Source organism: Arthrobacter sp. P2b (genome assembly GCF_900168295.1).
Taxonomy (GTDB): Bacteria; Actinomycetota; Actinomycetes; order Actinomycetales; family Micrococcaceae; genus Arthrobacter.
This window is the reverse complement of sequence record NZ_FVZL01000005.1, coordinates 77653-102445: the sequence shown is the minus strand read 5'-3', so window position 1 is coordinate 102445 and position 24793 is coordinate 77653. Positions and strand designations below refer to the sequence as shown.

Below are 24793 nucleotides of genomic sequence, written 5' to 3'. Positions count from 1 at the left end.
GAAGTCGAGCTGAAGTATCCGGGGGTCCTGCGGGAGCCGGCCGCGGAGGACCACCCCGCGGGGACCCGTGTTCCGGAAGGCCTGGAGCCCGGACAACTGGTGGTGGCGCGCAACCGCAAGTGGAACGGCAAAGCCCACTGGGTGGTGCCGGGCCGCTACCTGGGCGAGGACCGGCACGGCTGGTGGATTTTCCAGGGCACCAACGAATTCTGTTCCCGGCCCGGTGCCGCCTTTTACACCAAGTCCGACGCCGTGCTCCTGGTACCCCGCGACGGCGACTGGGTTGCCACCTTCTACGATGACGCCCACCCCGGCGGGGTGCGGATCTACATCGACCTGGCCGTCGCGCACGAGTGGAACACCATCCGCCCGAAAGTCACAGAGTTCCACGTCATCGACATGGACCTGGACGTGGTCCGGACGGCCACCCGCGGTGTCTTTATTGACGACGAGGACGAATTCGCTGAACACCGGGTGGCGATGGACTACCCCACAGCGCTGGCAGAGTCCCTCCAGGCCTCCGCAGAAAAGCTTTACCAGGCCGTCAAGGCACAGCAGGCACCTTTCGACGGTACCGACGTCGAATGGTTCACAAAGGGACGTGGATGAGCGGAATAGTCAGGGTCTACAAGCGCGACGACGAGGGAACCCTCCACTTCAGGGAGGCCTGGTTCGACGAGGACTACGCCCAGTTCGTGATGAACTTCGGCGTCGTGGGACACCAGAGCACAACGGAAGAGACGGACGTCGCCGACCCCGATGCCGCCGAGGGCCTCCTGGACGCCTTCGCCGTGCAGTGCGCCGAGGACGGCTACGCGGAGATCCCGGAGGGGGAACAGTTCTGGGTGGTGGCCCAGTTCGCCCTGAAGACCAGGGAAGGCACCGACCGGGACCGCTACCTGGAGGAAAAGGCGAAGGACGCCCTCATCAGCCACCTCGCATGGCGGGGGCTCGGTACCGTGGAGCGCTCCGAATTCACCGACTACAAGCTGAACATCTTCTGCCTTTGCCCGGACGTGAACAAGGCCGTCAACGCCATCAAGATCTGCGCCCGCGGCGAGGACCTGGACTTCACCAAGCTCAGCATCGGAGCCGCGCCCTTCAATGAGCCGGCCAACTTCAAACTCAAGCACTCCGCCAAGCCCGCCACCGGCTTCAGCCTCTAGGAGCCGTCCGTGACCACGTACCGCCGCGTTGGAAAATCCGGCCTGACCGTCTCCACGGTGGGCCTGGGCTGCAACAACCTTGGCCGCGCCAACACCGCCACCGAATCCCAGGAGGCCACCAACGCCGTGGTCTCCGCGGCCCTCGATGCCGGGATCACCCTGTTCGACGTCGCCGACACGTACGGCCGCGAACCCGGGCTGAGCGAAACCATGCTGGGAAAGGCCCTGGGCAATAGGCGCGCGGACGTGGTCCTGGCGACCAAATTCGGGATGGACATGAAGGGTGCCAGCGGCATCGACTTCGGTGCCCGCGGATCACGGCGCTACATCCTCCAGGCGGTGGAAGCCTCGCTGCGCCGGCTGGGCACGGACTGGATCGACCTGTACCAGTTCCATACGCCGGACCCGCTGACGCCCATCGAGGAGACCCTCGCCGCGCTCGACGCGCTCGTCAGCAGCGGAAAAGTCCGCTACATCGGCCACTCCAACCGGGCCGGGTGGCAGATCGCCCAGGCTGAGTACGTGGCGCGGCAGCTGGGTGGAGCCCGCTTCATCTCCACCCAAAACCATTACAACCTCCTGGACCGGCGCGCGGAACTCGAGGTGACTCCCGCAGCAGAGGAATTCGGGCTGGGGGTCCTGCCGTACTTCCCGCTGGCCAACGGGCTGCTGACGGGCAAGTACGCGCCGGGCCACGCACCGGAGGGGTCCCGGCTCAGCCATACCCGCACGAACATGGTGCACGACGCCGACTGGGAACAGCTGGGCGCGTTCAGCCGGTTCGCCGAGCAGCGCGGCCTGACCGAAATCGAGGTCGCATTTTCCTGGCTGGCGGCCCAAAAGTCCGTGGCCAGCGTTATTGCCGGTGCCACCAGGCCTGAGCAGGTCCGGCAAAACGCCGCAGCGGCAGACTGGGTGCCGTCGGATGCGGACCTCGCCGAGCTGGACAGCATCTTCCCCGCGGCGCCCAAGATCGCGCTCTTCTAGGCCGCCGTGACCGCCTACCTCCTCGACGTCGACACCGGCATCGACGACGCCCTGGCGCTGGCCTACCTCGCCGCACTTCCGGACACGGAGTTCGTGTCGGTCACGGCAACACCGGGAAACGTCGATGCCGACCAGGTGGCCCGCAACACCCTGGCCCTGCTGGAACTGTGCGGCCGGCCCGGCGTGGAGGTGGCCATCGGCGCCCGCCGTCCGCTGTCCATACCGCTGCTGACAACACCTGAAACGCACGGGCCCCAGGGGATAGGCCACGCCGTCCTGCCGGAACCGTCAGGTCAGGTGTCGGAGCGGGACGCGGTGGACCTCTGGATCGAACATGCCCGGTCCCGGCCGGGGGAGCTCACGGCCTTGATCACGGCGCCGCTGACCAACTTCGCCCTGGCACTCCGCAAGGAGCCGGCACTGCCTGACCTGCTGGCCAACGTCGTGATCATGGGCGGCTGCTTCTATTACCAGGGCAACACCACTCCCACCGCGGAATGGAACACCCACGTTGACCCCCATGCGGCCAAGGAGGTGTACGCCGCCTACCGGGGCCGGCCCTTCGACAAGCTGCCCATCGTTTGTTCGCTGGACACGACGGAGCGGATGGAGATGCACCCGGAGCACGTTCGGCAACTGGCGGAAGCGGCGGGGGCCGTGGTCCCCGAGCTCGTGCTCCCGAATCAGCCTGAGGGGCAGCGCAGTACCTCGGACAATGTGCTGGTCAGGCACCTGTCCGATGCCCTGCGCTTCTATTTCGAGTTCCACCGGCTGTACGACCAGGGCTACCTGGCCCACGTCCACGACTTCTTCGCCGCCGGGGTGGCGGCCGGCACCCTGGAATACAGCGCCCGGCCGGCAACGGTGGACGTCGAAACGGCGTCCCCACTGCTGGTGGGAACCACCGTGGCGGATTTCCGCGGGCTGTGGGGCGTCCCGCCCAACGCCAGGGTGGTGTCCGGCAACAACCCGGCGCAGGCCTTCAGCGAACTGGTGTCCGCGGTGGGGGACCTCGCGGCCCGGGTGGGTTGAGGACCCTACAGCGGGGCATCCTCCGGCAGGTCCACATCCAGCGCCAGCAGGGCGTTCTCCACCACTTCCATCAGCGCAGGGTGGATCCAGAAAGGACCACGCGCCAGCTCGTGCACCGGCACTGACGTGGCCATCGCCTGGACCAGCGGCTGGATGAGCATCGACGCTTCGTGGCCCAGGATGTGCGCTCCAAGGAGGCGGCCCGTACCGCGCTCCGCGATGAGCTTGACCACACCTTCCTCATCCTCCATGGCCCAGCCGTACGCCGTGGACCCGTACTCCTGGATTGCAGTGACAATCTCCGTCCCCGGTGCAGCCTGCGCCCGGGCCTCATCCTCTGTCAGGCCGACCGAGGCTACCTGGGGATTGGAGAAAACAGCAGCCGGCACCGCTGTGTAGTCCATGGGCCGGAGCCGGCCCGGGTGCTCCAGGTTGTGGGCCACCACCCGGGCTTCCCGGTTGGCCACATGCTTGAGCTGGTAGGAATTCGCGACGTCGCCCAGCGCGTACACGCCCGCCAGCGGCTGCCCGCCCGAAAGAATCCGGAGGTTTTCATCGACGGCCAGCGTGCCGTCGTCGTCCAGGTCGAAGCCTGCGGCCTCCACGTCCAGCCGGTCTGTGTTGGGCACCCGGCCGGTCGCCATCAGGACAAGGTCCGCCGCCACGCTCAGGCTGCGGCCGGCGTCGTCCAGGAACACTGCGGTGGCCCGGCCGTCGCCGCTGGCCTCCACGGACTGCAGGTGGTAGCCAAGCTCCAGCTTCCAGCGGCTTGCGGCGGCCGCGGCGAAGCGACGCGAAATTTCGGGGTCGTTGCCGCGCAGCAGGCGCCCGGACCGGTTCACCTGGGTGACGTCCAAGCCGAAACCATGGAAAACGGCAGCGAACTCCGCGGCGATGTATCCGCCGCCAACCACCACCACCTTCTCCGGCGCACCCTCGAGCCGCATGACGGTATCCGACGTGTGGACCTGGGGAAGGTTGGCTCCCGGCACGTCCGGGAGGACCGCCCGTGAGCCCGCCGCCACCACTACTTGGTCCGCCGTGATGTCCACACCGGAGGCGGCGCGGAGCGCCCGGGGTCCCGTAAAGCGGGCGTACTCCTCATACAGGTCCACGTGGTCCAGCTCGTCCGCCCGGTACCGGCGGCCGGCTGCGGATATCGGGTCTATCCGGCCAAAAATCCTGTCCCGGATGCCGTTCCAGTGCACCTTGTCCAGGGTCAGGTCAACGCCCAGGCGGCCGGCCTCGGCGGGCACTGCCGCCAGCGCCGACGGGTACACGAACATCTTCGTTGGGATGCAGCCCACGTTCAGGCATGTGCCGCCGAACACCCCGCCGTCGATCAACGCCACGCGCTTGCCGTCCCAGAACGGGGTGATCAGCGAATTGCCGGAGCCGGAGCCGATAATGGCAAGGTCGTAGTGGGGCATAAGGGGGAGTCTAGGGCACCGTCCGCCCGGCAGCAGCCATGCCGCACAACGTCCCGGTAGAATGGTCCGCGGCCCGCCGGTTGCAGTATGTCGTTGCAGAATCCGGCGGCTGCCACCGAGGTGACATAGGTGGCGTTCCGTTCCGCCCGGGATCTCCGGGCTCCCATGCCAGCACCCAGAAGGAACCCCATGTCATCGCCCTCCCTGACGTTGCCGTCCCCGGCGCCCGCTGCTGCCCGCAGGCGCCGGCTGCTGGAAATCCTTGGCGCCCTGGCCATTGCCGGGACCTACATCTACCTGGTCCTGAACCAGCCCGCGGACATCACCGGCGGACCCGGCAGCGCCTCGGCCCTGATCGCCCTTTCAGGTTTCCTGGTGGGGGCCATCCTGCTCATCGTGGCGGTCCTGCCCACGCTTCCTGCCTCCACCCTCGTGCTGATCCCGGTGGCCCTTGTCCTGAACATCGTGCTGGGCCAGTTCGTGGGCAGCACCCTGGTCCCGTTCTACCTTGACGCGATCGGCACGGTGCTGATCGCCGTGCTGGCAGGACCCGCAGCGGGTGCCGCCACGGGAGCCCTCAGCAGCATCGTCTGGTCCTTCTTCAACCCCACCGTGCTGCCGTTCGCCGCCGGCGCCGCACTGATCGGCTGCCTCGCCGGCCTGGCCGCGCGCTACGGCCTGTTCCGCCGTTTCTATCTCGCCCCCGTAGCAGGGTTTGCCACGGGCATCATTGGCGGTGTGGTGTCCGCCCCGGTGGCAGCCTTCGTCTTCGGCGGCACGTCCGGTGTGGCCACCGGTGCGATCGTCAGCGCCTTCCGCTCCATGGGCGACACCCTCCTGGCAGCCATCACCAAGCAGGCGCTCATCTCCGACCCCATGGACAAGGCCATCGTCTTCACCGTGGTGGCCGTCCTGGTCTATGCGCTGCCGCGGCGGACCCGGCTGCAGTTCCCGTTCGTCCGCAGGCACCGTGTCCTTGCCGGAACCACGAACGAACCGGCAGCAGCGCAGGGCTCCACACAGACTTCCTGAACAGACCTCCTGAACAGGAACCACCAGCCTATGCGCCTCCACCCGCTGACTTCCCTGGCCTTTGCCGGCAGCACGGCGGTTATCACGACGGCGGCAGCGAGTTGGCCCGTTTCCCTCGCCGTGGGCGCGGGTGCACTGGGCCTGTCCGCTGCCGGTGGCACCGCCCGGCGGCTGGTGCCTGCGGCCGCGGCCGTGCTGGTGCCGCTGGGCCTGTCCCTGCTGATCGTGCACGGGCTGTCCTTTCCCGAGGGCCGGACGGTCCTGGCCCAGTTCGGCCCGGCCCGGGTAACCGCCGAAGGCCTGGCCTTCGCCGGGGAACGGGCGGCCCAACTGTCAGCCGCCGTCCTGGCCCTGCTGGTGTTTTCCTTCAGCGTCAACGTTCCGGACCTGGTGGCCGCGTTGGCGTCGCGCGGCGTCCACGGCAGGTTCGGCTTTGTGCTGGCTTCCACCCTGACCCTGCTGCCCGCCATTACTGCGCAGGCGGGACGGATCCGGCAGGCCCAGGAGTCCCGTGGGCTGGTCATCCGGCGCGGTCTGCTGCACAAAGTGGCGGCGTTCCGGCTGCAGGCCATCCCGCTGGTCCTCTCCCTGGTGGAGGACGCCGGAACCCGCGCCGCGGCCCTGGAAGCCCGCGGGTTCAGCAGTCCAGGGCCGCGCACCAGCTACCGGGAGGTCCCCGACTCCGCTATCCAGCGCCTCCTGCGCATGCTCTTGCTCGCGGCGGCTGCGGCTGCCGTTGTCTGGCGGTTATGGCTAGCCGGGACCGGAGGCTAGGCGTGCCGTATTCCGCAGAGCCGGTTATGGCGGCCGGCATCCGGGAGTTCACCTTCCACGACGGGGGTGGGCCGGTCCTTCAGGGGCTGGATGTTGCCGTCGCCCCGGGGTCCCTGATGGCCGTCCTGGGTACCTCCGGAAGCGGCAAAACAACCTTGGGAAGGCTCCTTGCCGGTTGGCTGCCCCCGGGACCCGGCGGGAACCTTATCGGGTTCCTGGAGCTCACCGGCACCCGGCTTCAGTTCAACGGCGACGCCGGGGACCCCCGGATTGACCCCGCGCAGTGGGGCCGGCAGGTGGGCTTTGTTCCCCAGGATGCTGGTGCCGTCCTGTCCACGGTCCGGGCCACCGTGGCGGAGGAACTCGCGTTCGGCCTCGAGAACTCCGCCGTGGGCCGTACCGCCATGGTGGCAGCCGTTGAGCAGACGGCGGGCCTGCTGGGACTTCGCAACCTGCTGGGGCGCCATCCGGCCCGGCTCTCGGGCGGCCAGCTTCGACGCCTGGCCATCGGCTGCGCCATCATTACCCGCCCGCCGGTGCTCATCATGGATGAGCCCTTCGCCTCCCTTGACGCTGCGGGCGCCCGCGAACTGGGTGACCTGGTGCGGGGCCTCGTGAAGGCCGGCACCGCCGTCGTCATCCTTAGCCAGATGGTGGACGGGGTGCTCCGGGAAGCCGACAACTGGATCGTCCTGGCGGACGGCACGGTCAAGGCAAGCGGAACGCCCGCCGCGCTGGAGGCAGGGTCACCGGCGGTGTTGGCGGGTATCCGGCGCATCAAGGACGGGCCCTCGCCGGGCGGCGTCGCGCCGGTTCCCCGCTCTGCCGGACATTCCGCCCCGGCCCTGGAGCTCCGCGGGGTTTCCTTCGGGTACCGGAAGGACGGCCGTCCCGCCAGGCAGGGCTTCACGTGGCAACGCCGTCAGGGCTCCCGTACCACTGACAACCAATCGACGGTGCTGCAGGGAATCGACCTTGCGGTCCATCCCGGCGAGATCGTGGCCGTCACCGGGCCCAATGGGGCGGGAAAATCAACGCTTCTGAGGCACTTCAACGGCCTGCTGAGGCCCACCACCGGAACCGTCCTGGTGCAGGGGGAGGACATTTCCGGAAAACCGGTCGGTTCCACGGCAGCCGCGGTGGGCCTGCTGTTCCAGCACCCGCGCGAGCAGCTGTTCGAACGCACCGCCCTGCGGGAGGTCCGGTTCGGTCTGGACCGGTTGTTTGGGCAGGATGAGGCAGGGGAAAGGGCCTCGGCGGCACTGGCGGCCGTCGGTCTCTCAGCGGCAGCCCACGAACAGCCCGCGGAGCTGCCCGCGTCGCGTCAGCGGCTGCTGGCCCTGGCGACAGTTCTGGCCCGCAAACCCGCCGTCCTCGCGCTGGATGAGCCGACCGTCGCCCTCGACGGCGATGGGCTTGCCGTCCTGGACGCGGCGGTCCGGTCCGCGGCGGCGGAGGGCGCCGCCGTCGTGCTGGTCACCCATGACCTGGGTTACGCACGATCGGCGGCGCACCGCACCATTGCGCTCGACGCCGGCCGGCTAGCGGAAGCCTAAACCGGTCCGGTTATCCCGCGGCCGGGCGGGACGCCCTGCCCGGCGGCAGGAAGGGCTTGCCGTTGACGCGTTCCGAGGCCCCCACCCGGTCCAGGTACGGGGTGATGCCGCCGAGGAACATGGGCCAGCCCGCGCCGAGGATCATGCAGAGGTCGATGTCTTCGGGGCCTGCCACCACGCCTTCGTCCAGCATCAGTCCGATCTCCTGGGCCAGGGCGTCCTGGGTACGGCGCAGGACGTCTTCGCCGGTGGAGGGGCTGGTGCCGAAGGACATCAGCGACAGCGTGGACTGCGGGATTTCCTGCGTGCCGTCCGGGGCGGTTTCCCAGAGGGCCTTCACTCCGTTGTCGATGAGTTTCTGCAGGTTGGCGGACACCGGGAACCGGTCGCCGAACGCGGCGTTGAGTGATTCCTGGACGTGCTGGGCCACCGGCAGCCCCACCATGGCCAGCAGCGTGAAGGGGGTCATCGGCAGGCCCATGGGCCGCAGGGCATTGTCCGCCACGTCTGCCGGAGTGCCTTCGTCGAAGGCGGCGGTGACTTCGCCCATCAGGCGCAGCAGGATGCGGTTGACCACGAACGCGGGGGCGTCCTTGACCAGTACCCCGGTCTTCTTGAGCGCCTTGGCCAGTTCAAAGGCGGTGGCGAGGACGGCGTCATCGGTCCGCGGGGCCCTGACGATTTCCAGCAGCGGCATCACGGCCACGGGGTTGAAGAAGTGGAACCCCACCAGCCGTTCCGGGTGCTGCAGGTCCTCGGCCATGGCGGTCACGGACAGCGAGGAGGTGTTGGTGGCCAGGATGCAGTCAGGGGTGACGATGGCTTCCAGCTCGGCGAACACCTGCTTCTTGACGTTCAGTTCTTCGAAGACGGCTTCGATGACGAAGTCGGCGTCGGTGAACACGTCCTTGGACACGGATCCCGTCACCAGCGCTTTGGTGCGGTTGGCGGCGTCCTGGCTGATCCGCTGTTTGCCCAGGAGCTTGTCCACTTCGGCGTGGACGTAGCCCACTCCCTTGTCCACGCGGCCCTGGTCGATGTCCGTCATCACCACGGGGACCTTGAGCTGGCGGGCGAAGAGCAGCGCCAGCTGGCTTGCCATCAGGCCGGCGCCTACCACGCCTACCTTGGTGACCGGACGGGCCAGGTTGCGGTCGGGGGCGCCGGCGGGGCGCTTGGAGCGTTTCTGGACGAGGTCAAGGAAGGCGTACACGGTGGCGCGGAACTCGTCGGTCTGCATGAGTTCTGCAAGGGTTTCGCATTCCAGCTCTGCAGACTCCGCCTGGGTGATGGTGCGGTTGGCTTCCAGGAGGTCAAGGACCTTTCCCGGGGCGTGTGCGGCGTGTGATGTCTTTGCCTCCACGAACCGGCGTCCTGCTGCCACTGCGGCAGCCCACCTGGCTGCGGTATCGGGCGCGGCGGGGTCGACGGCGTTGCCACGTTCCGGAACAACGTGGCCGGAGATGACTTCCGCGGCCCATGCCAGGGACTGCTCAAGGAAGTCCGCCGGCTCAAAGAGGGCATCGGCGATGCCGAGTTCGAAGGCCTGGGGTCCGGTCAGTGTCCGGTTGTTGCTGAGCGGGTTTTCGATCATCACCTTCACGGCGTTTTCCGGGCCGATCAGGCGCGGCAGGATGTAGACCCCGCCCCAGCCGGGCACCAGGCCAAGGAAGGCTTCCGGCAGTGCCAGGGCGCCCGCGCCGGTGGACATGGTGCGGTAGGTGGACTGCAGGGCGATTTCCAGCCCGCCGCCCAGGGCTGCACCGTTGATGAACGCGAAGCTGGGAACCCCCAGGTTGGCGAGCGTGCGGTAGACGTCGTGCCCCAGCTGCGCCATCCACAGCCCGTGTTCCCGCTTCTCAAGTGCCTTCACCGCTGAAAGGTCTGCGCCCGCCACCAGGTAGTAGGGCTTGCCCGTCACGCCGACGCCGGCGATCTCGCCGCGGGCGGCCCGCTCCCGGAGGCCTTCGAGTACTTTGCCGAGTTCCACGAGGGTCCTGGGTCCCAGCGTGGTGGGCTTGGAGTGGTCCAGGCCGTTGTCGAGGGTGATGAGGGCGAAGGTTCCCGGGCTTGGCTTGCCGGCGGCGGCCGGCAGTTCGATGTCCCGGACGAGCGCGTGGGTGACGGTTTCGTCGGGGAACAGGGCGGCGAACTCGATGAAATCTGCGGCGCTCATGCCGTGGCTCCTTCAGTTGCCGACGCTGCGGATGTGGTTCCGCTGTAGTCGGGATGGTGGGGGTTTTCCCAGATTACGGTGCCGCCCATGCCCAGGCCCACACACATTGCCGTGATGCCGAAGCGGACGGAGGGATCCTCCTCGAACTGGCGGGCGAGCTGGGTCATCAACCGGACGCCTGAGGAAGCAAGGGGATGCCCGACGGCGATCGCGCCGCCGTAGCGGTTGACGCGGGGGTCGTCGTCGGGAATCCCGAAATGGTCCAGGAAGCTGAGGACCTGCACGGCGAAGGCTTCGTTGATTTCGAACAGGCCGATGTCCCCGATGGTGAGCCCGGCATTGTCCAGTGCCTTCTCGGTGGCCGGAACGGGGCCGATGCCCATTACCTCGGGCTCCACCCCGGCGTAGGCATAGCTGACCAGGCGCATCTTCACCGGCAGGCCGAGCTCCGCGGCGGCCTCTGCGGAGGCCAACACCGCAGCGGTGGCGCCGTCATTCAGGCCGGCGGAGTTTCCGGCGGTGACCCGGCCGTGCGGCCGGAAAGGTGTCCGCAGGGCGTCCAGGTCCGCCATGGTGGTGCCGGGCCGCGGCGGTTCGTCAACGCTGTGGACAGTCCACCCCTCACCCGGCTTCCGGGCAGCCACCGGAACCAGGTCCGGCTGGATCAGGCCCTTTCCGTAGGCGGCGGCAAGTTTGGCCTGGGACGCGACGGCGTAGGTATCGGCGCGTTGCTTGGTGATGGCCGGGAAGCGGTCGTGCAGGTTTTCGGCGGTGTTGCCCATGTTCAGTGCCGCCGGGTCCACCAGCCGCTCCGACATGAAACGGGGGTTGGGATCGGCGCCGGAGCCCATCGGGTGGTTGCCCATGTGCTCCACCCCGCCGGCAATGACAACGTCGTAGGCGCCGAAGCCGATGCCTCCGGCAGTCGATGTCACGGCGGTCATGGCGCCCGCGCACATCCGGTCAATGGCGAACCCGGGGACGGTCCGCGGCAGGCCGGCCAGCAGGGCTGCAGTCCTGCCAAGGGTGAGGCCCTGGTCACCGGTCTGGGTGGTGGCTGCGATGGCCACTTCATCCACGCGCTCCGGCGGCAGGGACGGGTTCCGGCGAAGCAGTTCGCGGATGCATTTCACGATCAGGTCGTCGGCGCGCGTTCCGGCGTAGATGCCTTTCTCGCCGGCCCGGCCGAATGGTGTGCGGACGCCGTCAACAAAGACGATGTCGCGGACAGTGCGCTGGGATGCGCCGCTTCCGTGGTGGCTCACGTTTAACTCCTCATCGAGACGTAGGCGCCTGAATGCATGCCGGACTACGGCAGCATCATGACGGCAGTGAACCCGATGTTACTCGCCAGTAACTTAGCCTGCAAGAGGAGAGCCCGTGCCTTCCGGCGGGGGCGGCCGGCGCGGAGCCGAACTACCGGGAGGGGCTACTGTTCCGCCGGTACGGCGGCAGCCGGCTTGGGCTCCTTGGGCGGCAGGGGCTGTGGATTGAGGAAAGCGTGGGTGATCAGGGGTGCCGCCAGTCCGACCTGCCACTCGCGTGCCCCCAGGGTGCGCAGTTCAGCGGCCACCGATGCTTCGCTGATTTCCGCTGGAGGACGCCATGCCACGCGCCGCAGGTAATCCGGAGTCAGCAGGTTTTCCAGCGGCAGGTTCAGCTGGTCGGCTTTCTCCTGCAGCAGGGGCCGGGCAGTGGCCAGCCGTGCGGCCGCTTCGGGGTCGCGGTCTGCCCAGACGCGCGGCGGCGGCGGGGCGTTGGTGGCCAGGTGCAGCGGCGGAAGTTCTTCCAGGTCGCGCGCGGTGGCGATGCAGCGCAGCCAGCGCGGGGCTTCCCGCTGCGCCGCCCGGCCATGGAAGCCCTTGGTGCCCAGCAGTTGCGGCACCGTGGCGGGCATGGCCTTGGCCGCTGCCACCAGGGCGGAATCCGGGATCAGCCGGCCCGGTGCCACATCCCTTTTCTGCGCCAGCGAATCGCGCTCCAGCCACAGTTCCCGGACGGCGGCAAGCTGCCGGCGGTCCCTGATCTGGTGCAGGCCGGAGGTCTTCCGCCAGGGGTCGACCCGGGGCGGGGCCACGCCCGCTGCGAGGATGGCAGCAAATTCCTGCTCGGCGTAGTCGAGTTTTCCGTCCGCCTCGAGAAGTTCCACGAGTTCTTCGCGCAGCTCGGTAAGGACCTCGACGTCGAGGGCCGCGTAGCGCAGCCACGGCTCGGGCAGGGGCCGGGTGGACCAGTCGGCGGCCGAGTGCTCCTTGGCGAGGCCGAACCCCAGCAGCTGTTCGATCACCGCGGCCAGGCCCACCCGGGGCAGTCCGGCCAGGCGGGCGGCCAGTTCGGTGTCGAAGAGTTTGTCCGGCCACATGCCGAGTTCTGAGAGGCAGGGCAGGTCCTGGCTGGCGGCGTGCAGGATCCATTCGACGCCGCGGAGGGCATCGTTGATGATGTCCAGGTTCTCGAAGGGTTCGGGGTCGATGAGCCAGGTCCCGGCCCCTTCGCGGCGGATCTGGACCAGGAAAGCCCGCTGCCCGTACCGGAATCCGGAAGCGCGTTCGGCGTCGACTCCTGCCGGGCCTGTTCCGGCGGCGATGGCGGCGGCGCAGCGCTCCAGGCCGGCCTGCGTTTCGATGACCAGCGGTACGCCGTCCCGGGGCGCGGCAAGTTCGATGATTTCGGGGATTGGGCTGTCGAAGCCTTCCACCGTGATGTGGGGTGCGGTATCAGCAGCCGGAACGCCGGCCGTGGTGTTTTCCGGAATATTAGGGGTCATGATGCCCCCAGTTTACCGGCCGGCAGGCCGCGGACGGGTGGCGGCAGGGCCATGCCTAGTTCCGCCGCCGGTGCGGCAGGGGCGTCACGCCGTCCGGAAGCGGCGGCAGGCCGGCGAAAGTGCAGACCATGTCGGACCAGGCCTCGAGGTGTGCCGTGACGTCCGGGGATGCCGGGGTCCACGAGGCGCGGAGCTCGATGTCGATGGAGCCCGGCCGTTCCGCAAGGGTGCCGAAGCTCTCGGAAAGGACCCGGGTGGCAGTTCCGCCGGCTGCCCGGTACTGCGCCTTGTGGTTCTCCAGCGCCTCCACCAGCCAGGTCCAGGCGACTGTTCCGAGCATCTCGTCATTGCCCATGTCCGGCTCCAGTTCGGCCCGGATGTACGTGACAATCCGGAACTCGCCGTCCCAGACTGCCGAGCCGTCGGGGTCATGGAGCAGGATGAAACGGCCGGTAGCCAGCTCCGTTTCGTCGTCGTCCACTGTCCCCGCCGCGGAGGCGAGGGCCATGGCGGCGGGGCCGTGCAGGGGAGTGGCGGTTCCGGTGCCCGGTGCCATGACTTCCGCACCCAGCGCGACGGCGAAAGGTGCCAGGCGTGCCGGCGCGGGGATCTCCGCGAGGCGGAGTTCCTTGCGGCACTGGGCTTTCCTGAGGGTTCCCAACGCGTGGAGAAAGTCCGGGGGAACCTGGTCAAGTGCGTTCACCTTCGCAGGTTACGCAACGGGAAGGGGCAGGGCGGGAAGGCTCGCCGCCGGCGGCTTAGCCGGACTGCCCGTTCCGGTGATCGCGGAGTTCATGGCGGATCGCTGCGGCGAAGGCATCGATATCCTCCTCGGTGGTGTCGAAGGAACACATCCAGCGCACTTCGCCGGCTGCCTCATTCCAGTCGTAGAAGCGGAAGGAGGTGCGCAGCTTGTCTGCCACGCCCGGGGGCAGGATGGCGAAGACGCCGTTGGATTCGGTTTTCTGCGTTGGCTGGACGCCGTCGATGGTGTCGACGGCGGCGCGGAGCCGGGCCGCCATGGCGTTGGCATGCGACGCGGACCGCAGCCAGAGGTCGCCCTCGAGCAGGGCAATGAACTGGGCCGACATGAACCGCATCTTCGAGGCCAGCTGCATGTTCATTTTCCGCAGGTAGACCAGGCCGTGCGCGGCCTCCGGGTTCAGTGCCACCACCACTTCACCGAACAGCAGGCCGTTCTTGGTGCCGCCGAAGGAAAGGATGTCCACGCCGGCGTCCCGCGTGAAGGCACGCAGCGGTACCTGGAGGTGGGCTGCGGCGTTGGCCAGCCGTGCGCCGTCCATGTGCAGCTTCATGCCCCTGGCGTGGGCGTGGTCGGCGATGGCCCGCACTTCCTCCGGCGTATAGCAGGTGCCAAGCTCGGTGGTCTGCGTAATGGACACGGCCAGCGGCTGGGCGCGGTGCTCGTCGCCCCAGCCCCAGGCCTCCCGGTCGATCAGCTCGGGCGTGAGCTTGCCGTCCGGCGTGGGGACGTGCAGCAGCTTGATGCCGCCGATGCGTTCCGGGGCGCCGTTCTCATCCATGTTGATGTGGGCGGTGGAGGCGCACACCACGGCACCCCAGCGGGGGAGCAGCGACTGAAGGGACAGCACGTTGGCGCCGGTCCCGTTGAATACGGGGAAGCACTCGATGCCCGGCCCGAAATGCTCCACCATCAGCTCGTGCAGCCGCGCGGTGTAGTCGTCCTCCCCGTAGGAGACCTGGTGGCCGTCGTTGGCTGCCGCCAGTGCGGCCAGGACTTCGGGGTGGACGCCGGAGTAGTTGTCCGACGCGAAGCCCCGCACGGTGGGGTCGTGCAGCCGCATGGCCGCGCCTGTTTCTGCTGTTGTTGTCATGCCTTTGCTCACGCTTTCAGTCTATGTATCTTCACTGCACCGTACAGTCAGGCACCGTGACGTCAGGGGCCGTACGGTGCTGGTCCGCCTACGGCGCCAGCCGGAGGCGGGTGCCGTTTACGTCGTCTGCCGGGGAACTGAAGAGTCCCACGACGGCGGTGGCCAGGTCCTTGACGTCCGTCGCGCCGGGGAAGGACCTTTCGGGATGGCTGCGGCGCAGTCCATCGTCCACCAGGGCCTTCACCACCAGCACGACGGCGGCAGCCTGCCCGCCGCCGTCGGCCGCTGCTGCCTTGCGGAAGCCGTCCGCCATGGCCATGGTCCACGCTTCGGCGGCCGCCTTGGCGGCGACGTAGCTGGCCACTGCCGCCCCTGGCTTGTCGAGGGCGGTGGAAGACACCATGGCGAACCTGCCTGCCCGGGACGCGGCGATGTCGTCGAAGAAGACCCGGGAGACGTTGCGCAGCGTGGTGATGGCGGCCTGGTGTAGGAAGTCCCAGTCCTCGTCTGACTGGTCCCGGATGCCCTTCGCTCCCCGCCAGCCGCCCACCAGGTGGATGACGCCGTCCACGGGCCCGGCAACGGCGGAGGCTTCGTTGCGCAGCTGCCGGACGTCGTCGAGCCTGGTGAGGTCGCATACGAGGGGTGTGACGCCGTCGCCCGCCTGGCGTGCAGCAGCCTCAATCCGCGCCTGGTCGGACCCCGCGGTGACCACCCGGTGCCCGGCGTCCCGCAGCGCGCGGGCTACTGCCACCCCGGAGGCTCCGCTGCCGCCCGTGACCAGGACGGTGAGTTTCAGCGGTTCCGCGCCCTGGGGCCCGCTCAAAGGGCGGAACTGCCGGTGATTCCGGCAGTGGATTCGATGACCGGGCGCATTTTCTTCTCCAATGCCTCGTAGAACATGGACAGCGGGAATTCATCATCCAGCACCTGGTCCGTCAGGCCGCGCGGGGCACCGGACAGGGGAAGGGCAGCCGGACCCTTCGCCCAGACGGACGCCGGGTGGGGAGTGACGGTTGCCGAGACCAGTTCGTACGCGGCGAGCCAGTGCGCGGTCTTGGGCCGGTCGATGGAACGCCAGTACAGGTCGTCGATCCTTGCCCCGAGTGCAATGACGGCGTCGGCCACTTCGTCCCAGTCGATGGTGAGCCGGGTGTCGGTCCAGTGCAGGACGTGCTGCTGGTGGAGCCAGGCAAAGAGGAGCTGTCCGCCTAGGCCGTCGTAGTTCCGGACGCGGCTTCCGGTGATGGCGAAGCGGAAGATCCGGTCGAAGATGATGGCGTACTGCACCAGCTTGGCGTGCCGGCGTGCCTCCGGGTCGGCGTCGTCGTCCTTCTCGATGCGGACGGACTCGCGGAAGGCGGTGAGATCGCAGCGCAGTTCCTCCAGGGAGTACAGGAAGAACGGCATGCGCTGCTTGATCATAAAGGGATCAAACGGCAGGTCGCCGCGCATGTGCGTCCGGTCGTGGATGAGGTCCCACATCACGAAGGTGGCTTCCGTGAGGTCCTGGTCGGCCAGCATTTCGGCAGCGCCCTCCGGCAGTTCCAGGCACGTGGTTTCGGCGGCGGCCTTGAGCACGCGGCGGAAGCGGGCCGCCTCGCGGTCGGCGAAGATGGCACCCCACGTGAACGTGGGGGTTTCGCGCACGGCGACGGTCTCGGGGAAGAGCACCGCCGAGTTGGTGTCATAACCGGCAGTGAAGTCCAGGAAGCGGATGGGGACGAACAGCTTGTTCGAGTAGTCGCCGCCTTCCAGGCCGGCAATGAACTCGGGCCAGATCACCTCGATCAGGACAGCCTCCACCAGGCGGCTGCTGCTGCCGTTCTGGGTGTACATGGGAAAAACCACCAGGTGCTGCAGTCCGTCCCGGCGCTGCTCCTGCGGCTGGAAAGCGAGCAGCGAGGAGAGGAAGTCGGGAACACCGAACCCACCGGCCGCCCAGGCGGAAAAGTCTGCGCAGACGGCCTCCAGGTACGCAGAGTCGTGCGGGAAGGCAGGGGAGAGTGCACTGACGGCGTCAATGATCACCTTGGTCTGGGCGGAGGCTTCACTGTGGGCGGCAGTGTCCGGGATGGACCCGTCCTGGACCTGGAGGGCCTGGAGGGCGGTGGCTGCTGCCTTAAGCCGGAGCCAGTCCTGGTTGTTTGCGGAAATCCCGGTGACGGCGGCGGTCAGGGTTTCAGTCATCGTCGGCTGCCTTTCTGGTTGCTTGCTAACTATTGCCGAGCGTAGCAAGCAACCAGCAGAACTAATCTGAAAAGCACCGTAGCCTAAGGAATGCTGTGGCTAGAGGACGGAATCAACTGGGTGAGACATGACCGCCGCTGGGGAATCAGTTTCCCGGGTTACCGTCGCTGACCTGCGGCTTTTCGTTCGAAACCAATTTCAGGGACACGGAGTTGATGCAGTAGCGCTGGTCGGTGGGGGTGCCGTAGCCCTCGCCTTCAAAGACATGGCCCAGGTGGGAATCACAGGTGGCGCAGCGGACCTCCACGCGCTCCATGCCCAGGGTGCGGTCATGGATGTACCGGACGGTGCCTTCAGCCAGGGGAGCCCAGAACGACGGCCAGCCGCAATGCGAATCGAATTTCTCGTTGCTGGTGAACAGTTCCGCCCCGCACGCCCGGCACTGGTAGACCCCCGCGGTGTGGGTATCCCAGTACTCTCCCGTGTAGGGGCGCTCGGTACCGGCCTGGCGCAGGACGTGGTACTCCTCGGGCGTGAGTTCTTTCCGCCACTCGGCGTCGCTTTTCTGGACCGTGGCGTTCCCTGCGGCGGGCTCACCCGGTCCTGCCGTTGGATCTGCCACCGCGTCGGTGGCCTTGTTACCGAAAATGCTGTTTCCGAAGATGCTCATAGGAATGTCAACGCTCAGGAGTCGCCGATAAATCCCGAGCCCGCGTACAGGTGCAGTACGGGAAGGCCCAGCTGGTCCTGGGCCTTGTTGGCCCAGTCGGTATGGAAGGTATCGGCCACAGCGTGCGGCCGGGTAATCACCACTGCCTGTGAGGCACCCGTTTCGCGGACCCTGGATACCAGCCCGTTGACCGCGCCGCCGTCCACAACTTCACCGGTGACGCCGCTGCCCAGTCCTTCCAGCGCAGCCAGCGACACGGCAAGGGTTTCCGATGCCTGCGCCCGCTCGGTGGTGGGGTCCGGGGTGTGGGACGTGAGCTCGCGGAAGGCTTTGGCGATGTCCAGCATGGACAGGTTCTCCAGGAAGTCCACCAGCAGGTGCCGCTCGGTGTTTGCCGGCACCAGCACCAGCAGGCTGGAATCCGATCCGTCCACGAGCCGTTCTATGTTCAGGCGGTCGTCCGCCCCCAGGGGTTCTTCTGTCAGGATGACGATGGGATCACTCATGGCCTTAGCCTAGCCCTGTGCATGGGGCGCCGCACTCAATCTTCGGCTCCGCCCGCGGCCGCCACCGCGGTGCGGAATGTGGGCTTCCGTTTCGAGGCGGTAAGAATAGTGCCATGGCTCTTTTCCAGCGCACCAGCCCTGCCCCTGTTGTCCGCACCCCCGAGGACGGCGGAATGTCCCTGGGGACCAAGTGGGCCATCGGCGGGGCCATCGGTGGGGTTTCCCTGGCCGGGCTCCTCGCCACGGGTTCGTCTGCGCTCGCCGTCTACTTTGCGCGCCGGGTCATCACGCCGTCCCGGCAGAGGACGGCCGACCAGGAAGTGCTGGCCGTCATTCGGGACGGCCGGCAGCAGCAGGTGATCCTGGCAGCCACTGACGACACCACGATGGAGGGGGTGTACGGATTCTTTTTCGACGGCGGCAAGGGGCACGCGCGGATCGGCCGCATCGTCTCCTATTCGCCGGCTGAAAGGACGGTCCTGCGCGAGGTGGAGGCCGTGTATTCCGGTGACCTCTCCACGGCGCGGTGGGGCTGGTGGAGCGGTGCCACCTACCCGGACCCGGCCGCCGTCGGAATTCCTGCGGAGGACGTGATGATCCCGGTGGACCGCGGCGAAGCGCCGGCCTGGCTGGTACGCGCCGGAGGTACCGCCCGGACCTGGGCGGTGATGGTGCACGGGCGCGGCGCCACCCGGCAGGAGGCGCTGCGCGCGGTGGGGCCGGCCCTGGAGCTTGGACTCACCAGCCTGGTGGTGTCCTACCGGAACGACGGGCTGGCGCCGTCGGCGGACGACGGTCGGTATGGCCTGGGTTCCACCGAGTGGCGGGATGTCGAGGCTGCCATCGAGTATGCGCTGGGCAAGGGAGCCGAGGAGATCGTGCTGTTCGGCTGGTCGATGGGCGGCGCCATCTGTCTGCAGGCCGCCGATCTGTCCCGCTACCGCCACCTGATCCGCGCCATGGTGCTCGATGCGCCGGTGATCGACTGGGTGAACGTCCTGGCCCACCACGCACAGCTGAACCGCATCCCGTCGCTGGTGGGCCGCTACGGGCAGCTGATGCTAGGGCACCCGCTCGGCCGCCGGCTCACCGGCCTCGCCGCCCCGGTTGACCTCAAAGCGATGGACTGGGTGTCGCGCGCCGTGGAGCTGCGGACTCCCACGCTGATCCTGCACAGCGTGGACGACGAGTACGTGCCGTACAAACCGTCAGCCCTGCTGGCCGAACGTAACCCGGAGATGGTCACGTTTGAGACCTTCAGCCGTGCACGGCACACGAAAGAGTGGAACGTTGATCCGGAGCGCTGGGAGAGGCTGGTGAAGGCGTGGCTGCGGCAACAGCTGGCCCCGCGGCTGAACCCCGGTGCTGCGACTGCGGCCGGATCCCCCCGTCCTGGCCAGTAGGGGCCACCGTCAGCTGAGGAGCGCGCTCCGCCAAACGTCAATGTGCCGTGCGACGTACTCCGCCGAGGCTTTCCAGTGTTCCCCGTGGCCGTCGTCGTACATGCGCGCCCATGGCTGGCGCCCCGATTCCTTCGCTTCCTGCAAGAGGCCGTACATTGCCTGTACGCGGAGGACGAGCGTCTGCGGAAGCGCACGCCGCTGCCCTTCATCCGCGCGGTAGCCGTCCGTGAATGCGCGAAGGCGGACGCCTGCCTCATGGGGGTCCGCACCTTCCCACAATCCGGCGAAGGACTGTGCAGCGTAGGCAAGATCCCAGAGCCGTGAACTGGGGCCGGCGCCATCCCAGTCAATGAACACCCAGCGGTCACCCGTCACGAGGTTCCACGGGGCGAGGTCGTTGTGGCAGATCAGCTCGGCTTCCGGTGCGGGGATGAGCACCTTCCAGCGGCTGACATCCTCCGGGGTGCACAACGGGCTGTTGTCGTGGATGGCCCGGATCATGCCGCCCACCTTGTGGAGATCGGCCGTTTCCAGCTGCCCCCGGTCGATGGCCAGGGTTCCTTCGACGTACTCGATTACCTGGCGGCCCTCGTTGTCCTGTCCGGCGGCCCGCGGAACGTCCAGCCCCGCAGCGGCCAGGACGGAAAGAAAGTGATGCACATCCGGGGTGGAGGTTTCCCAGGGCTTCCGCACGGTATTGCCGACCAGCACAACAAAATCCGAAGCGTTGCCGCCGGACAGGGCCTGCTCTTCGCTCACTCGTGCCCGTGGCCCTGTGCCAGCGAGCTGATGGGCGCTGTCACGGCGTCGGTCAGCCGTACCAGGTCGGCGGGCGCGAGCTCGATGTCCAGGCCGCGTCTGCCTCCCGAAACCAGTAGGGTATCCAGCGCCAGCGCACTCGAGTCCAGCACGGTAGGGGAGGGGAGCCGCTGGCCCAACGGAGAGATGCCGCCGAGGACATAGCCGGTGCGCCGCTGGGCAGCTGCGGGATCCGCCATGGCAGCCTTCTTGGAACCCAGCGCGGCGGCGAAGGCCTTGAGGTCAAGCGTTCCGCTGACGGGCACGATGCCGACCGCCAGCTTGCCCTCGACCTCCACCATCAGGGTCTTGAAGACCCGGGCCGGGTCGATGCCGAGGACTTCCGCAGCCTCCGCGCCGTAACTGGCAGCGGAAGGATCATGGGTATAGGGGTGCAGCACAAAGGGAACCCCGGCTGCGGTCAATGCCGCTGTGGCCGGAGTTCCCTGTGCGGTGCTTTTGCGTGCCATACGCTCTAGGCGCGGACGCCGGACGTGGCGGCCACCTTGCGTTTGATCCGCCCGAGCATTGCCGTCATGCCCCGCATCCGGAGCGGCGTGATGGCCCGGGTGAGGCCGAGCAGTTCGGGCATGTCGTCCGGCACTGACAGGATCTCACCGGCGGTCAGCCCGTCCAGGCCCTCATGCAGCACGCCGGCGAAACCGCGCGTGGTGGGAGCCTCGGCCGGGGCCTTGAAGAACAGCCGCACGGCGGCAGCTGCCGGGCCGTCGTCGTTCTTCTCCGTCTCGATGGTGAGGAACAGCGGGGACTGGCACTCCACAACCTGCTCCAGCAGCTCAGGGTGGTCCTTGAGCCGGTCCGGAAGCTCGGGCAGTCCCTCCGAGAATTCCAGCAGCAGCTGGAGCCTCTCGGGTTCGGTCAGGGCCTGGAAGTCGTCCACGATCGCCGCCAGGGCGGAAGGCAGGGCTTGAGTAGTCATCAGTCCAATTCTACGCGGGAGGAACTCCCGTCAGACTCCTGCCGGGACGGGAAAGGAACCGCGCTCGGCGCCCTTGACGATGGGGACGCGGACGGCGTTGCCCCACTCGGTCCAGGAACCGTCGTAGTTCCGGACGGACTCGAAGCCCAGGAGGTACTTAAGGGCGAACCAGGTGTGGCTGGAACGCTCGCCGATGCGGCAGTAGGCCACGACGTCGTCACCTTCAGCCAGGCCTGCTTCGCCAAGGTACAGGGCCTCAAGTTCCTCACGGCTGCGGTAGGTGCCGTCAGCGGCGGCGGCGCGTGCCCAGGGGATGGAAGCGGCGGTGGGGATGTGGCCGCCGCGCAGCGCGCCCTCCTCCGGGTAGGCAGGCATGTGGGTGCGCTGGCCGGTGTATTCCTCGGGGGAGCGGACGTCGATGAGGGGCTTGCCCAGGTGCGCCAGGACATCCTCCTTGAACGCGCGGATGGGAGCGTCATTGCGCTCGACCTCCGGGTAGCTGCCGCGTGCGGGGGCCGGCTTCTCCTTGGTCAGCTCACGGCCTTCGGCAATCCACTTGTCGCGGCCGCCGTCCAGCAGGCGGACGTCCTGGTGGCCGAAAAGGGTAAAGACCCACAGGGCGTAGGCGGCCCACCAGTTGGACTTGTCACCGTAGATGACCACGGTGCTGTCGCGGGAGATGCCTTTTGACGCCGCCAGCTCGGCAAAGGCGGCGCCGTCCACGTAGTCCCGGGTCACCTCGTCGTTCAGGTCGGTGTGCCAGTCGATCTTCACGGCACCCGGAATGTGCCCGGTTTCGTAAAGGAGGACGTCCTCATCGGATTCGACGACAACCAGCTCACCGTTGGCTACCGCGCCGCTTTCGATGGCCGCGGCAAGCCATTCGGTGGAGACCAGCCGCTCGGGGTGGGCGTAGGCAGCGAATTTCTCGTTCTGTTCAACGGGGTAGGGCATAGCGTTGGCCTTTCATTGAGAACACGGGAGGACAGCTGAAGATGGAAGGGCGCCGGTGTTGGGACCTGGTCCCACACTAGCCAGCGCCCCACGCGATGTCCGTATTCCGTTAACAGGACGAAATGTTGCCTTCATCACGCATCCGGCTGCCGGGGCCAATGAAGCCCGGGGCTGCAGCCTGTTGCCGGTATCCTTTCTGGGGACCTCCTACCAGCAGAACGGACCACCTTGGTACAGATCGAACAGCTTGCCGCCCGCACTCCGGCAGTTTCGGTGGATGAACTCCTCAAGGGATTCTTTCCATCGCCGCGATTCGGCCAGGTCTCCTTTGCCAGCTACCGTCCGGATCCCAAACAGCCCAGCCAGGCCGCAGCAGTCCGCGCCCTTCAGGGCTTTGCCGAGGGCGTGGGATCGGGTGATGGCGGCGGCCTGTTCAAGAAGCTGTTCGGCAAGAAGGACACCTCCCGTGCCGGAATCTACCTGGATGGCGGCTTCGGCGTGGGCAAGACCCACCTGCTTGCGTCCCTCTGGCATGCGGCGCCGGGGCCGAAGGCTTTCGGCACCTTCGTGGAATACACCAACCTGGTGGGTGCCCTGTCCTTCCGCAAAACCGTGGATGCGTTGAGCAGCTACAAACTTGTCTGCATCGACGAATTTGAACTCGACGATCCGGGCGACACCGTCCTGATGTCGCGGCTCATGCGCGAACTGGCCGACGCCGGCGTCAAGCTTGCCGCCACATCCAACACCCTCCCGGGCTCGCTGGGCGACGGCCGGTTCGCCGCCGTGGACTTCCAGCGCGAAATCCAGGTCCTGGCCGACCAGTTCGACGTGATCCGGATCGACGGCGAGGACTTCCGCCACCGCGGACTGCCCGCCGCCCCGGCACCGCTGAAGAACAGCGAACTCTCGTCCCACATGAAGGCGGAGTTCGACGGCAAGACTGTGGCCCAGGACGAGTTCGCCACGCTGATCCACCACCTCGCGGGCGTGCACCCCAGCCGCTACCGGCAGCTGATCGACGGCATCGACGGAGTGGTGTGGCGCAACGTGGAAACCATCACCGAGCAGGCAGTGGCGCTGCGGTTCGTGGTCCTCGCCGACCGCCTCTATGACAAGGACGTTCCCATCCTTGCCAGCGGCGTCCCGTTCGACAAGCTCTTCACCGAGGAGATGATGACGGGCGGCTACATGAAGAAGTACTTCCGCGCCGTCTCCCGCCTCACCGCACTGGCCCGCGAGGGCCAGAACCACGAACCGTCCTGACGGGCTTCTCGTCCGCCGGGGACCGGTCACCGCGCTGAACGAGCAGTGACCGCACTGCCAGGCCGGCAAGAAGGGCCCAAAAGGCCGAGCCGATCCCCGCGAAGGCGAGCCCGGAAGCCGCCATCAGGAAAGTGACGGACGGGGCGATCCGGTCCTCTGCGTCCGCCAGTGCGGACGAGACGGCCGCGGCCAGGGTTCCCAGCAGCGCCAGTCCCGCCACCGCCTCCAGCATCCCGGCGGGTGCGGCGTTAACCACCGTTACCAGGGCGGCGGAGAAGGCAGCCAGTACCAGGTAGGCAAACCCCGAGGTGAAACCGGCCACCCAGCGCCTGCTCCGGTCGCTGCCGGCCTCTTCGCCGGCGGCAAGGGCCGCGCTGAGGGCAGCAAGATTTATTGCGTGCCCGCCGAACGGTGCACCGAGGACGGTGCCGGCACCCGTCACCAGCATGGAAGGGCGCCAGGGGGTTTCGTATCCGAAGGACCGGAGGACAGCCACGCCGGGGACGTTCTGCGAGGCCATGGTCACCACGAACAGTGGAAGGGCAATTCCCGCCATGGCCTGCAGGCTGAACGTGGGCGTGGTCCAGACGGGAGCCGGCAGGAAGTTTCCGGCGCCCAGCCCGCTCCCACCGGCCGCAATCGATATGCCGATGACGCCAAGTGCCACCAGCAGGGCAGCCGGAACTGCCCAGCGCGGCGCGAATTTCATCATCAGCAGCCAGCAGACGATCACCGGGGCCACAAACAGCGGAACGCTTCCCAGGGCTTTGAACGGGGCCAGGCAGAGCTGCAGGAGGACTCCGGCAAGCATAGCCTGCGCCAGAGTGGTGGGAATCCTGGACATCAGCCGGCCAAGTGAAGGAACCAGGCCCGTCAGGGCTATCAGGATGCCGGTGGCGATGAAGGCCCCGACGGCGGCCGGCCACCCGCCGTCGGCTGTTCCGGATGCGGCAAGGAGCGCTGCGCCGGGCGTGGACCAGGCAAGTGTCACGGGGACTTTGGAGCGCCAGGCCAGCAGGAGCACGCCGACGCCGACAGCCAGGGTCAGGGCCAGCAGGCCGGACGCCGCCTGGGCCGGGTCGGCGCCCACCGCCTTGAGGCCGGCCAGCACCACGGCGAAGGATGAGGTGAAGCCCACCAGGGCGGTGACGATGCCTGCAACAACGGGCCGGGAATCGAATCCGGAGGGCTGGCCGGCCTGGTGGGATCTAAGTGGGGAGGACTTCGCCATACCCGCAGGTTACCGGCGCCCCCGCTCGGACAGGCAATCGGAAGCGGCACCTGCTGTTT

General features: G+C 67.7%; 24 protein-coding genes. 9 read left to right on the top strand and 15 right to left on the bottom strand.

Annotation, left to right across the window (positions count from 1 at the left end; genetic code table 11):
* Positions 1 to 27 precede the first annotated feature (27 nt).
* The 4 genes from B5520_RS11015 to B5520_RS11000 are packed head-to-tail and all read left to right on the top strand — an operon-like array spanning position 28 to position 3185.
* The gene (locus B5520_RS11015) at positions 28 to 609 is read left to right on the top strand and encodes a DUF402 domain-containing protein (RefSeq protein WP_104443513.1); all 582 of its coding nucleotides are present in this window, start codon (positions 28 to 30) and stop codon (positions 607 to 609) included.
* Positions 606 to 1166 (top strand): hypothetical protein, encoded by a 561-nt coding sequence (locus B5520_RS11010; RefSeq protein ID WP_079597102.1) that lies wholly within the window; start codon positions 606 to 608, stop codon positions 1164 to 1166. The genes B5520_RS11015 and B5520_RS11010 overlap by 4 nt, the downstream gene beginning before the upstream one ends.
* 9 nt (positions 1167 to 1175) lie before the next feature.
* Positions 1176 to 2153 (top strand): aldo/keto reductase, encoded by a 978-nt coding sequence (locus B5520_RS11005; protein ID WP_079597101.1) that lies wholly within the window; start codon positions 1176 to 1178, stop codon positions 2151 to 2153.
* 6 nt (positions 2154 to 2159) lie between these two features.
* Entirely contained in the window at positions 2160 to 3185 is a 1026-nt protein-coding gene (locus B5520_RS11000; protein WP_079597100.1) for a nucleoside hydrolase, read from the top strand.
* A 5-nt stretch (positions 3186 to 3190) separates the two neighbouring features.
* On the opposite strand, the gene B5520_RS10995 is transcribed toward B5520_RS11000, so the two are convergent.
* Complete coding sequence (locus tag B5520_RS10995; RefSeq protein WP_079597099.1) at positions 3191 to 4615, bottom strand: mycothione reductase; 1425 nt, start codon at positions 4613 to 4615, stop codon at positions 3191 to 3193.
* Between the two features lie 189 nt (positions 4616 to 4804).
* On the opposite strand from B5520_RS10995, the gene B5520_RS10990 reads away from it, so the two are divergent.
* Genes B5520_RS10990 through B5520_RS10980 form a run of 3 tightly spaced genes read left to right on the top strand, consistent with a single transcriptional unit; the run spans position 4805 to position 7977 of the window.
* The gene (locus B5520_RS10990; RefSeq protein ID WP_079597098.1) at positions 4805 to 5647 is read left to right on the top strand and encodes a glycosyl transferase family 9; all 843 of its coding nucleotides are present in this window, start codon (positions 4805 to 4807) and stop codon (positions 5645 to 5647) included.
* A 30-nt stretch (positions 5648 to 5677) separates the two neighbouring features.
* Positions 5678 to 6421, top strand: coding sequence for an energy-coupling factor transporter transmembrane component T (locus B5520_RS10985; RefSeq protein ID WP_079597097.1), 744 nt, complete (start codon positions 5678 to 5680; stop codon positions 6419 to 6421).
* Positions 6422 to 6423: 2 nt separating this feature from the next.
* Complete coding sequence (locus tag B5520_RS10980; protein ID WP_368483722.1) at positions 6424 to 7977, top strand: ABC transporter ATP-binding protein; 1554 nt, start codon at positions 6424 to 6426, stop codon at positions 7975 to 7977.
* Positions 7978 to 7987: 10 nt separating this feature from the next.
* Here the strand turns inward: B5520_RS10980 and B5520_RS10975 are convergent, their stop codons facing one another.
* From B5520_RS10975 to B5520_RS10935, 9 genes are all read right to left on the bottom strand, one after another.
* Entirely contained in the window at positions 7988 to 10153 is a 2166-nt protein-coding gene (locus B5520_RS10975) for a 3-hydroxyacyl-CoA dehydrogenase NAD-binding domain-containing protein (protein WP_079597095.1), read from the bottom strand.
* Positions 10150 to 11418: a thiolase family protein gene (locus tag B5520_RS10970; RefSeq protein WP_079597094.1), complete on the bottom strand. Its 1269-nt coding sequence runs from the start codon at positions 11416 to 11418 to the stop codon at positions 10150 to 10152. Before B5520_RS10970 ends, B5520_RS10975 begins: the two co-directional genes overlap by 4 nt.
* 164 nt (positions 11419 to 11582) lie before the next feature.
* Positions 11583 to 12920, bottom strand: a complete 1338-nt coding sequence (locus B5520_RS10965) for an HRDC domain-containing protein (RefSeq protein WP_079597093.1) — start codon at positions 12918 to 12920, stop codon at positions 11583 to 11585.
* Positions 12921 to 12975: 55 nt separating this feature from the next.
* Complete coding sequence (locus B5520_RS10960) at positions 12976 to 13623, bottom strand: DUF3000 domain-containing protein (RefSeq protein ID WP_079597092.1); 648 nt, start codon at positions 13621 to 13623, stop codon at positions 12976 to 12978.
* 55 nt (positions 13624 to 13678) lie between these two features.
* On the bottom strand, positions 13679 to 14776 hold the full coding sequence (locus B5520_RS10955; protein ID WP_079597091.1) for a threonine aldolase family protein: 1098 nt from the start codon (positions 14774 to 14776) through the stop codon (positions 13679 to 13681).
* 88 nt (positions 14777 to 14864) lie between these two features.
* Entirely contained in the window at positions 14865 to 15602 is a 738-nt protein-coding gene (locus tag B5520_RS10950; RefSeq protein WP_254865548.1) for an SDR family oxidoreductase, read from the bottom strand.
* Positions 15599 to 16966: a DUF6421 family protein gene (locus B5520_RS10945; RefSeq protein WP_079597090.1), complete on the bottom strand. Its 1368-nt coding sequence runs from the start codon at positions 16964 to 16966 to the stop codon at positions 15599 to 15601. Before B5520_RS10945 ends, B5520_RS10950 begins: the two co-directional genes overlap by 4 nt.
* Positions 16967 to 17111: 145 nt before the next feature.
* Positions 17112 to 17636 carry a peptide-methionine (R)-S-oxide reductase MsrB gene (gene msrB / locus B5520_RS10940; RefSeq protein ID WP_176156841.1) on the bottom strand — a complete coding sequence of 175 codons (525 nt, stop codon included), beginning with the start codon at positions 17634 to 17636 and terminating at the stop codon, positions 17112 to 17114.
* Between the two features lie 14 nt (positions 17637 to 17650).
* Positions 17651 to 18142, bottom strand: a complete 492-nt coding sequence (locus B5520_RS10935; RefSeq protein ID WP_079597089.1) for a hypothetical protein — start codon at positions 18140 to 18142, stop codon at positions 17651 to 17653.
* A 113-nt stretch (positions 18143 to 18255) separates the two neighbouring features.
* On the opposite strand from B5520_RS10935, the gene B5520_RS10930 reads away from it, so the two are divergent.
* Positions 18256 to 19545: an alpha/beta hydrolase family protein gene (locus tag B5520_RS10930; RefSeq protein ID WP_079597088.1), complete on the top strand. Its 1290-nt coding sequence runs from the start codon at positions 18256 to 18258 to the stop codon at positions 19543 to 19545.
* Between the two features lie 9 nt (positions 19546 to 19554).
* On the opposite strand, the gene B5520_RS10925 is transcribed toward B5520_RS10930, so the two are convergent.
* The 4 genes from B5520_RS10925 to B5520_RS10910 are packed head-to-tail and all read right to left on the bottom strand — an operon-like array spanning position 19555 to position 22237.
* Positions 19555 to 20304 (bottom strand): phosphotransferase, encoded by a 750-nt coding sequence (locus B5520_RS10925; RefSeq protein ID WP_079597087.1) that lies wholly within the window; start codon positions 20302 to 20304, stop codon positions 19555 to 19557.
* Positions 20301 to 20813 carry a Cys-tRNA(Pro) deacylase gene (gene ybaK / locus B5520_RS10920; RefSeq protein WP_079597086.1) on the bottom strand — a complete coding sequence of 171 codons (513 nt, stop codon included), beginning with the start codon at positions 20811 to 20813 and terminating at the stop codon, positions 20301 to 20303. Before ybaK ends, B5520_RS10925 begins: the two co-directional genes overlap by 4 nt.
* A 5-nt stretch (positions 20814 to 20818) precedes the next feature.
* Positions 20819 to 21283: a SufE family protein gene (locus B5520_RS10915; protein ID WP_079597085.1), complete on the bottom strand. Its 465-nt coding sequence runs from the start codon at positions 21281 to 21283 to the stop codon at positions 20819 to 20821.
* A 30-nt stretch (positions 21284 to 21313) separates the two neighbouring features.
* Complete coding sequence (locus tag B5520_RS10910) at positions 21314 to 22237, bottom strand: sulfurtransferase (RefSeq protein WP_079597084.1); 924 nt, start codon at positions 22235 to 22237, stop codon at positions 21314 to 21316.
* 228 nt (positions 22238 to 22465) lie between these two features.
* Between B5520_RS10910 and zapE the strand changes: the two genes are divergently transcribed.
* A complete protein-coding gene (gene zapE, locus B5520_RS10905) occupies positions 22466 to 23503 on the top strand; it encodes a cell division protein ZapE (protein ID WP_079597083.1) in 1038 nt (345 codons plus the stop codon).
* Here zapE and B5520_RS10900 read toward each other — a convergent pair.
* On the bottom strand, positions 23460 to 24734 hold the full coding sequence (locus tag B5520_RS10900) for a benzoate/H(+) symporter BenE family transporter (RefSeq protein ID WP_079597082.1): 1275 nt from the start codon (positions 24732 to 24734) through the stop codon (positions 23460 to 23462). The two genes, zapE and B5520_RS10900, sit on opposite strands and share 44 nt — an antisense overlap.
* Positions 24735 to 24793 lie beyond the last annotated feature (59 nt).

What these genes read in the sequence shown, in the direction of transcription:
- B5520_RS10995 (WP_079597099.1), bottom strand. Translation starts at nt 4,615, where the DNA reads ATGCCCCACTACGACCTTGCCATTATCGGCTCCGGCTCCGGCAATTCG.
- B5520_RS10910 (WP_079597084.1), bottom strand. Translation starts at nt 22,237, where the DNA reads ATGCCCTACCCCGTTGAACAGAACGAGAAATTCGCTGCCTACGCCCAC.
- B5520_RS10900 (WP_079597082.1), bottom strand. Translation starts at nt 24,734, where the DNA reads ATGGCGAAGTCCTCCCCACTTAGATCCCACCAGGCCGGCCAGCCCTCC.
- B5520_RS10915 (WP_079597085.1), bottom strand. Translation starts at nt 21,283, where the DNA reads ATGACTACTCAAGCCCTGCCTTCCGCCCTGGCGGCGATCGTGGACGAC.
- B5520_RS10945 (WP_079597090.1), bottom strand. Translation starts at nt 16,966, where the DNA reads ATGACTGAAACCCTGACCGCCGCCGTCACCGGGATTTCCGCAAACAAC.
- B5520_RS10985 (WP_079597097.1), top strand. Translation starts at nt 5,678, where the DNA reads ATGCGCCTCCACCCGCTGACTTCCCTGGCCTTTGCCGGCAGCACGGCG.
- B5520_RS10935 (WP_079597089.1), bottom strand. Translation starts at nt 18,142, where the DNA reads ATGAGTGATCCCATCGTCATCCTGACAGAAGAACCCCTGGGGGCGGAC.
- B5520_RS10990 (WP_079597098.1), top strand. Translation starts at nt 4,805, where the DNA reads ATGTCATCGCCCTCCCTGACGTTGCCGTCCCCGGCGCCCGCTGCTGCC.
- B5520_RS11010 (WP_079597102.1), top strand. Translation starts at nt 606, where the DNA reads ATGAGCGGAATAGTCAGGGTCTACAAGCGCGACGACGAGGGAACCCTC.
- ybaK (WP_079597086.1), bottom strand. Translation starts at nt 20,813, where the DNA reads ATGGCACGCAAAAGCACCGCACAGGGAACTCCGGCCACAGCGGCATTG.
- B5520_RS10930 (WP_079597088.1), top strand. Translation starts at nt 18,256, where the DNA reads ATGGCTCTTTTCCAGCGCACCAGCCCTGCCCCTGTTGTCCGCACCCCC.
- B5520_RS10965 (WP_079597093.1), bottom strand. Translation starts at nt 12,920, where the DNA reads ATGACCCCTAATATTCCGGAAAACACCACGGCCGGCGTTCCGGCTGCT.
- B5520_RS10955 (WP_079597091.1), bottom strand. Translation starts at nt 14,776, where the DNA reads ATGACAACAACAGCAGAAACAGGCGCGGCCATGCGGCTGCACGACCCC.
- B5520_RS10975 (WP_079597095.1), bottom strand. Translation starts at nt 10,153, where the DNA reads ATGAGCGCCGCAGATTTCATCGAGTTCGCCGCCCTGTTCCCCGACGAA.
- msrB (WP_176156841.1), bottom strand. Translation starts at nt 17,636, where the DNA reads ATGAGCATCTTCGGAAACAGCATTTTCGGTAACAAGGCCACCGACGCG.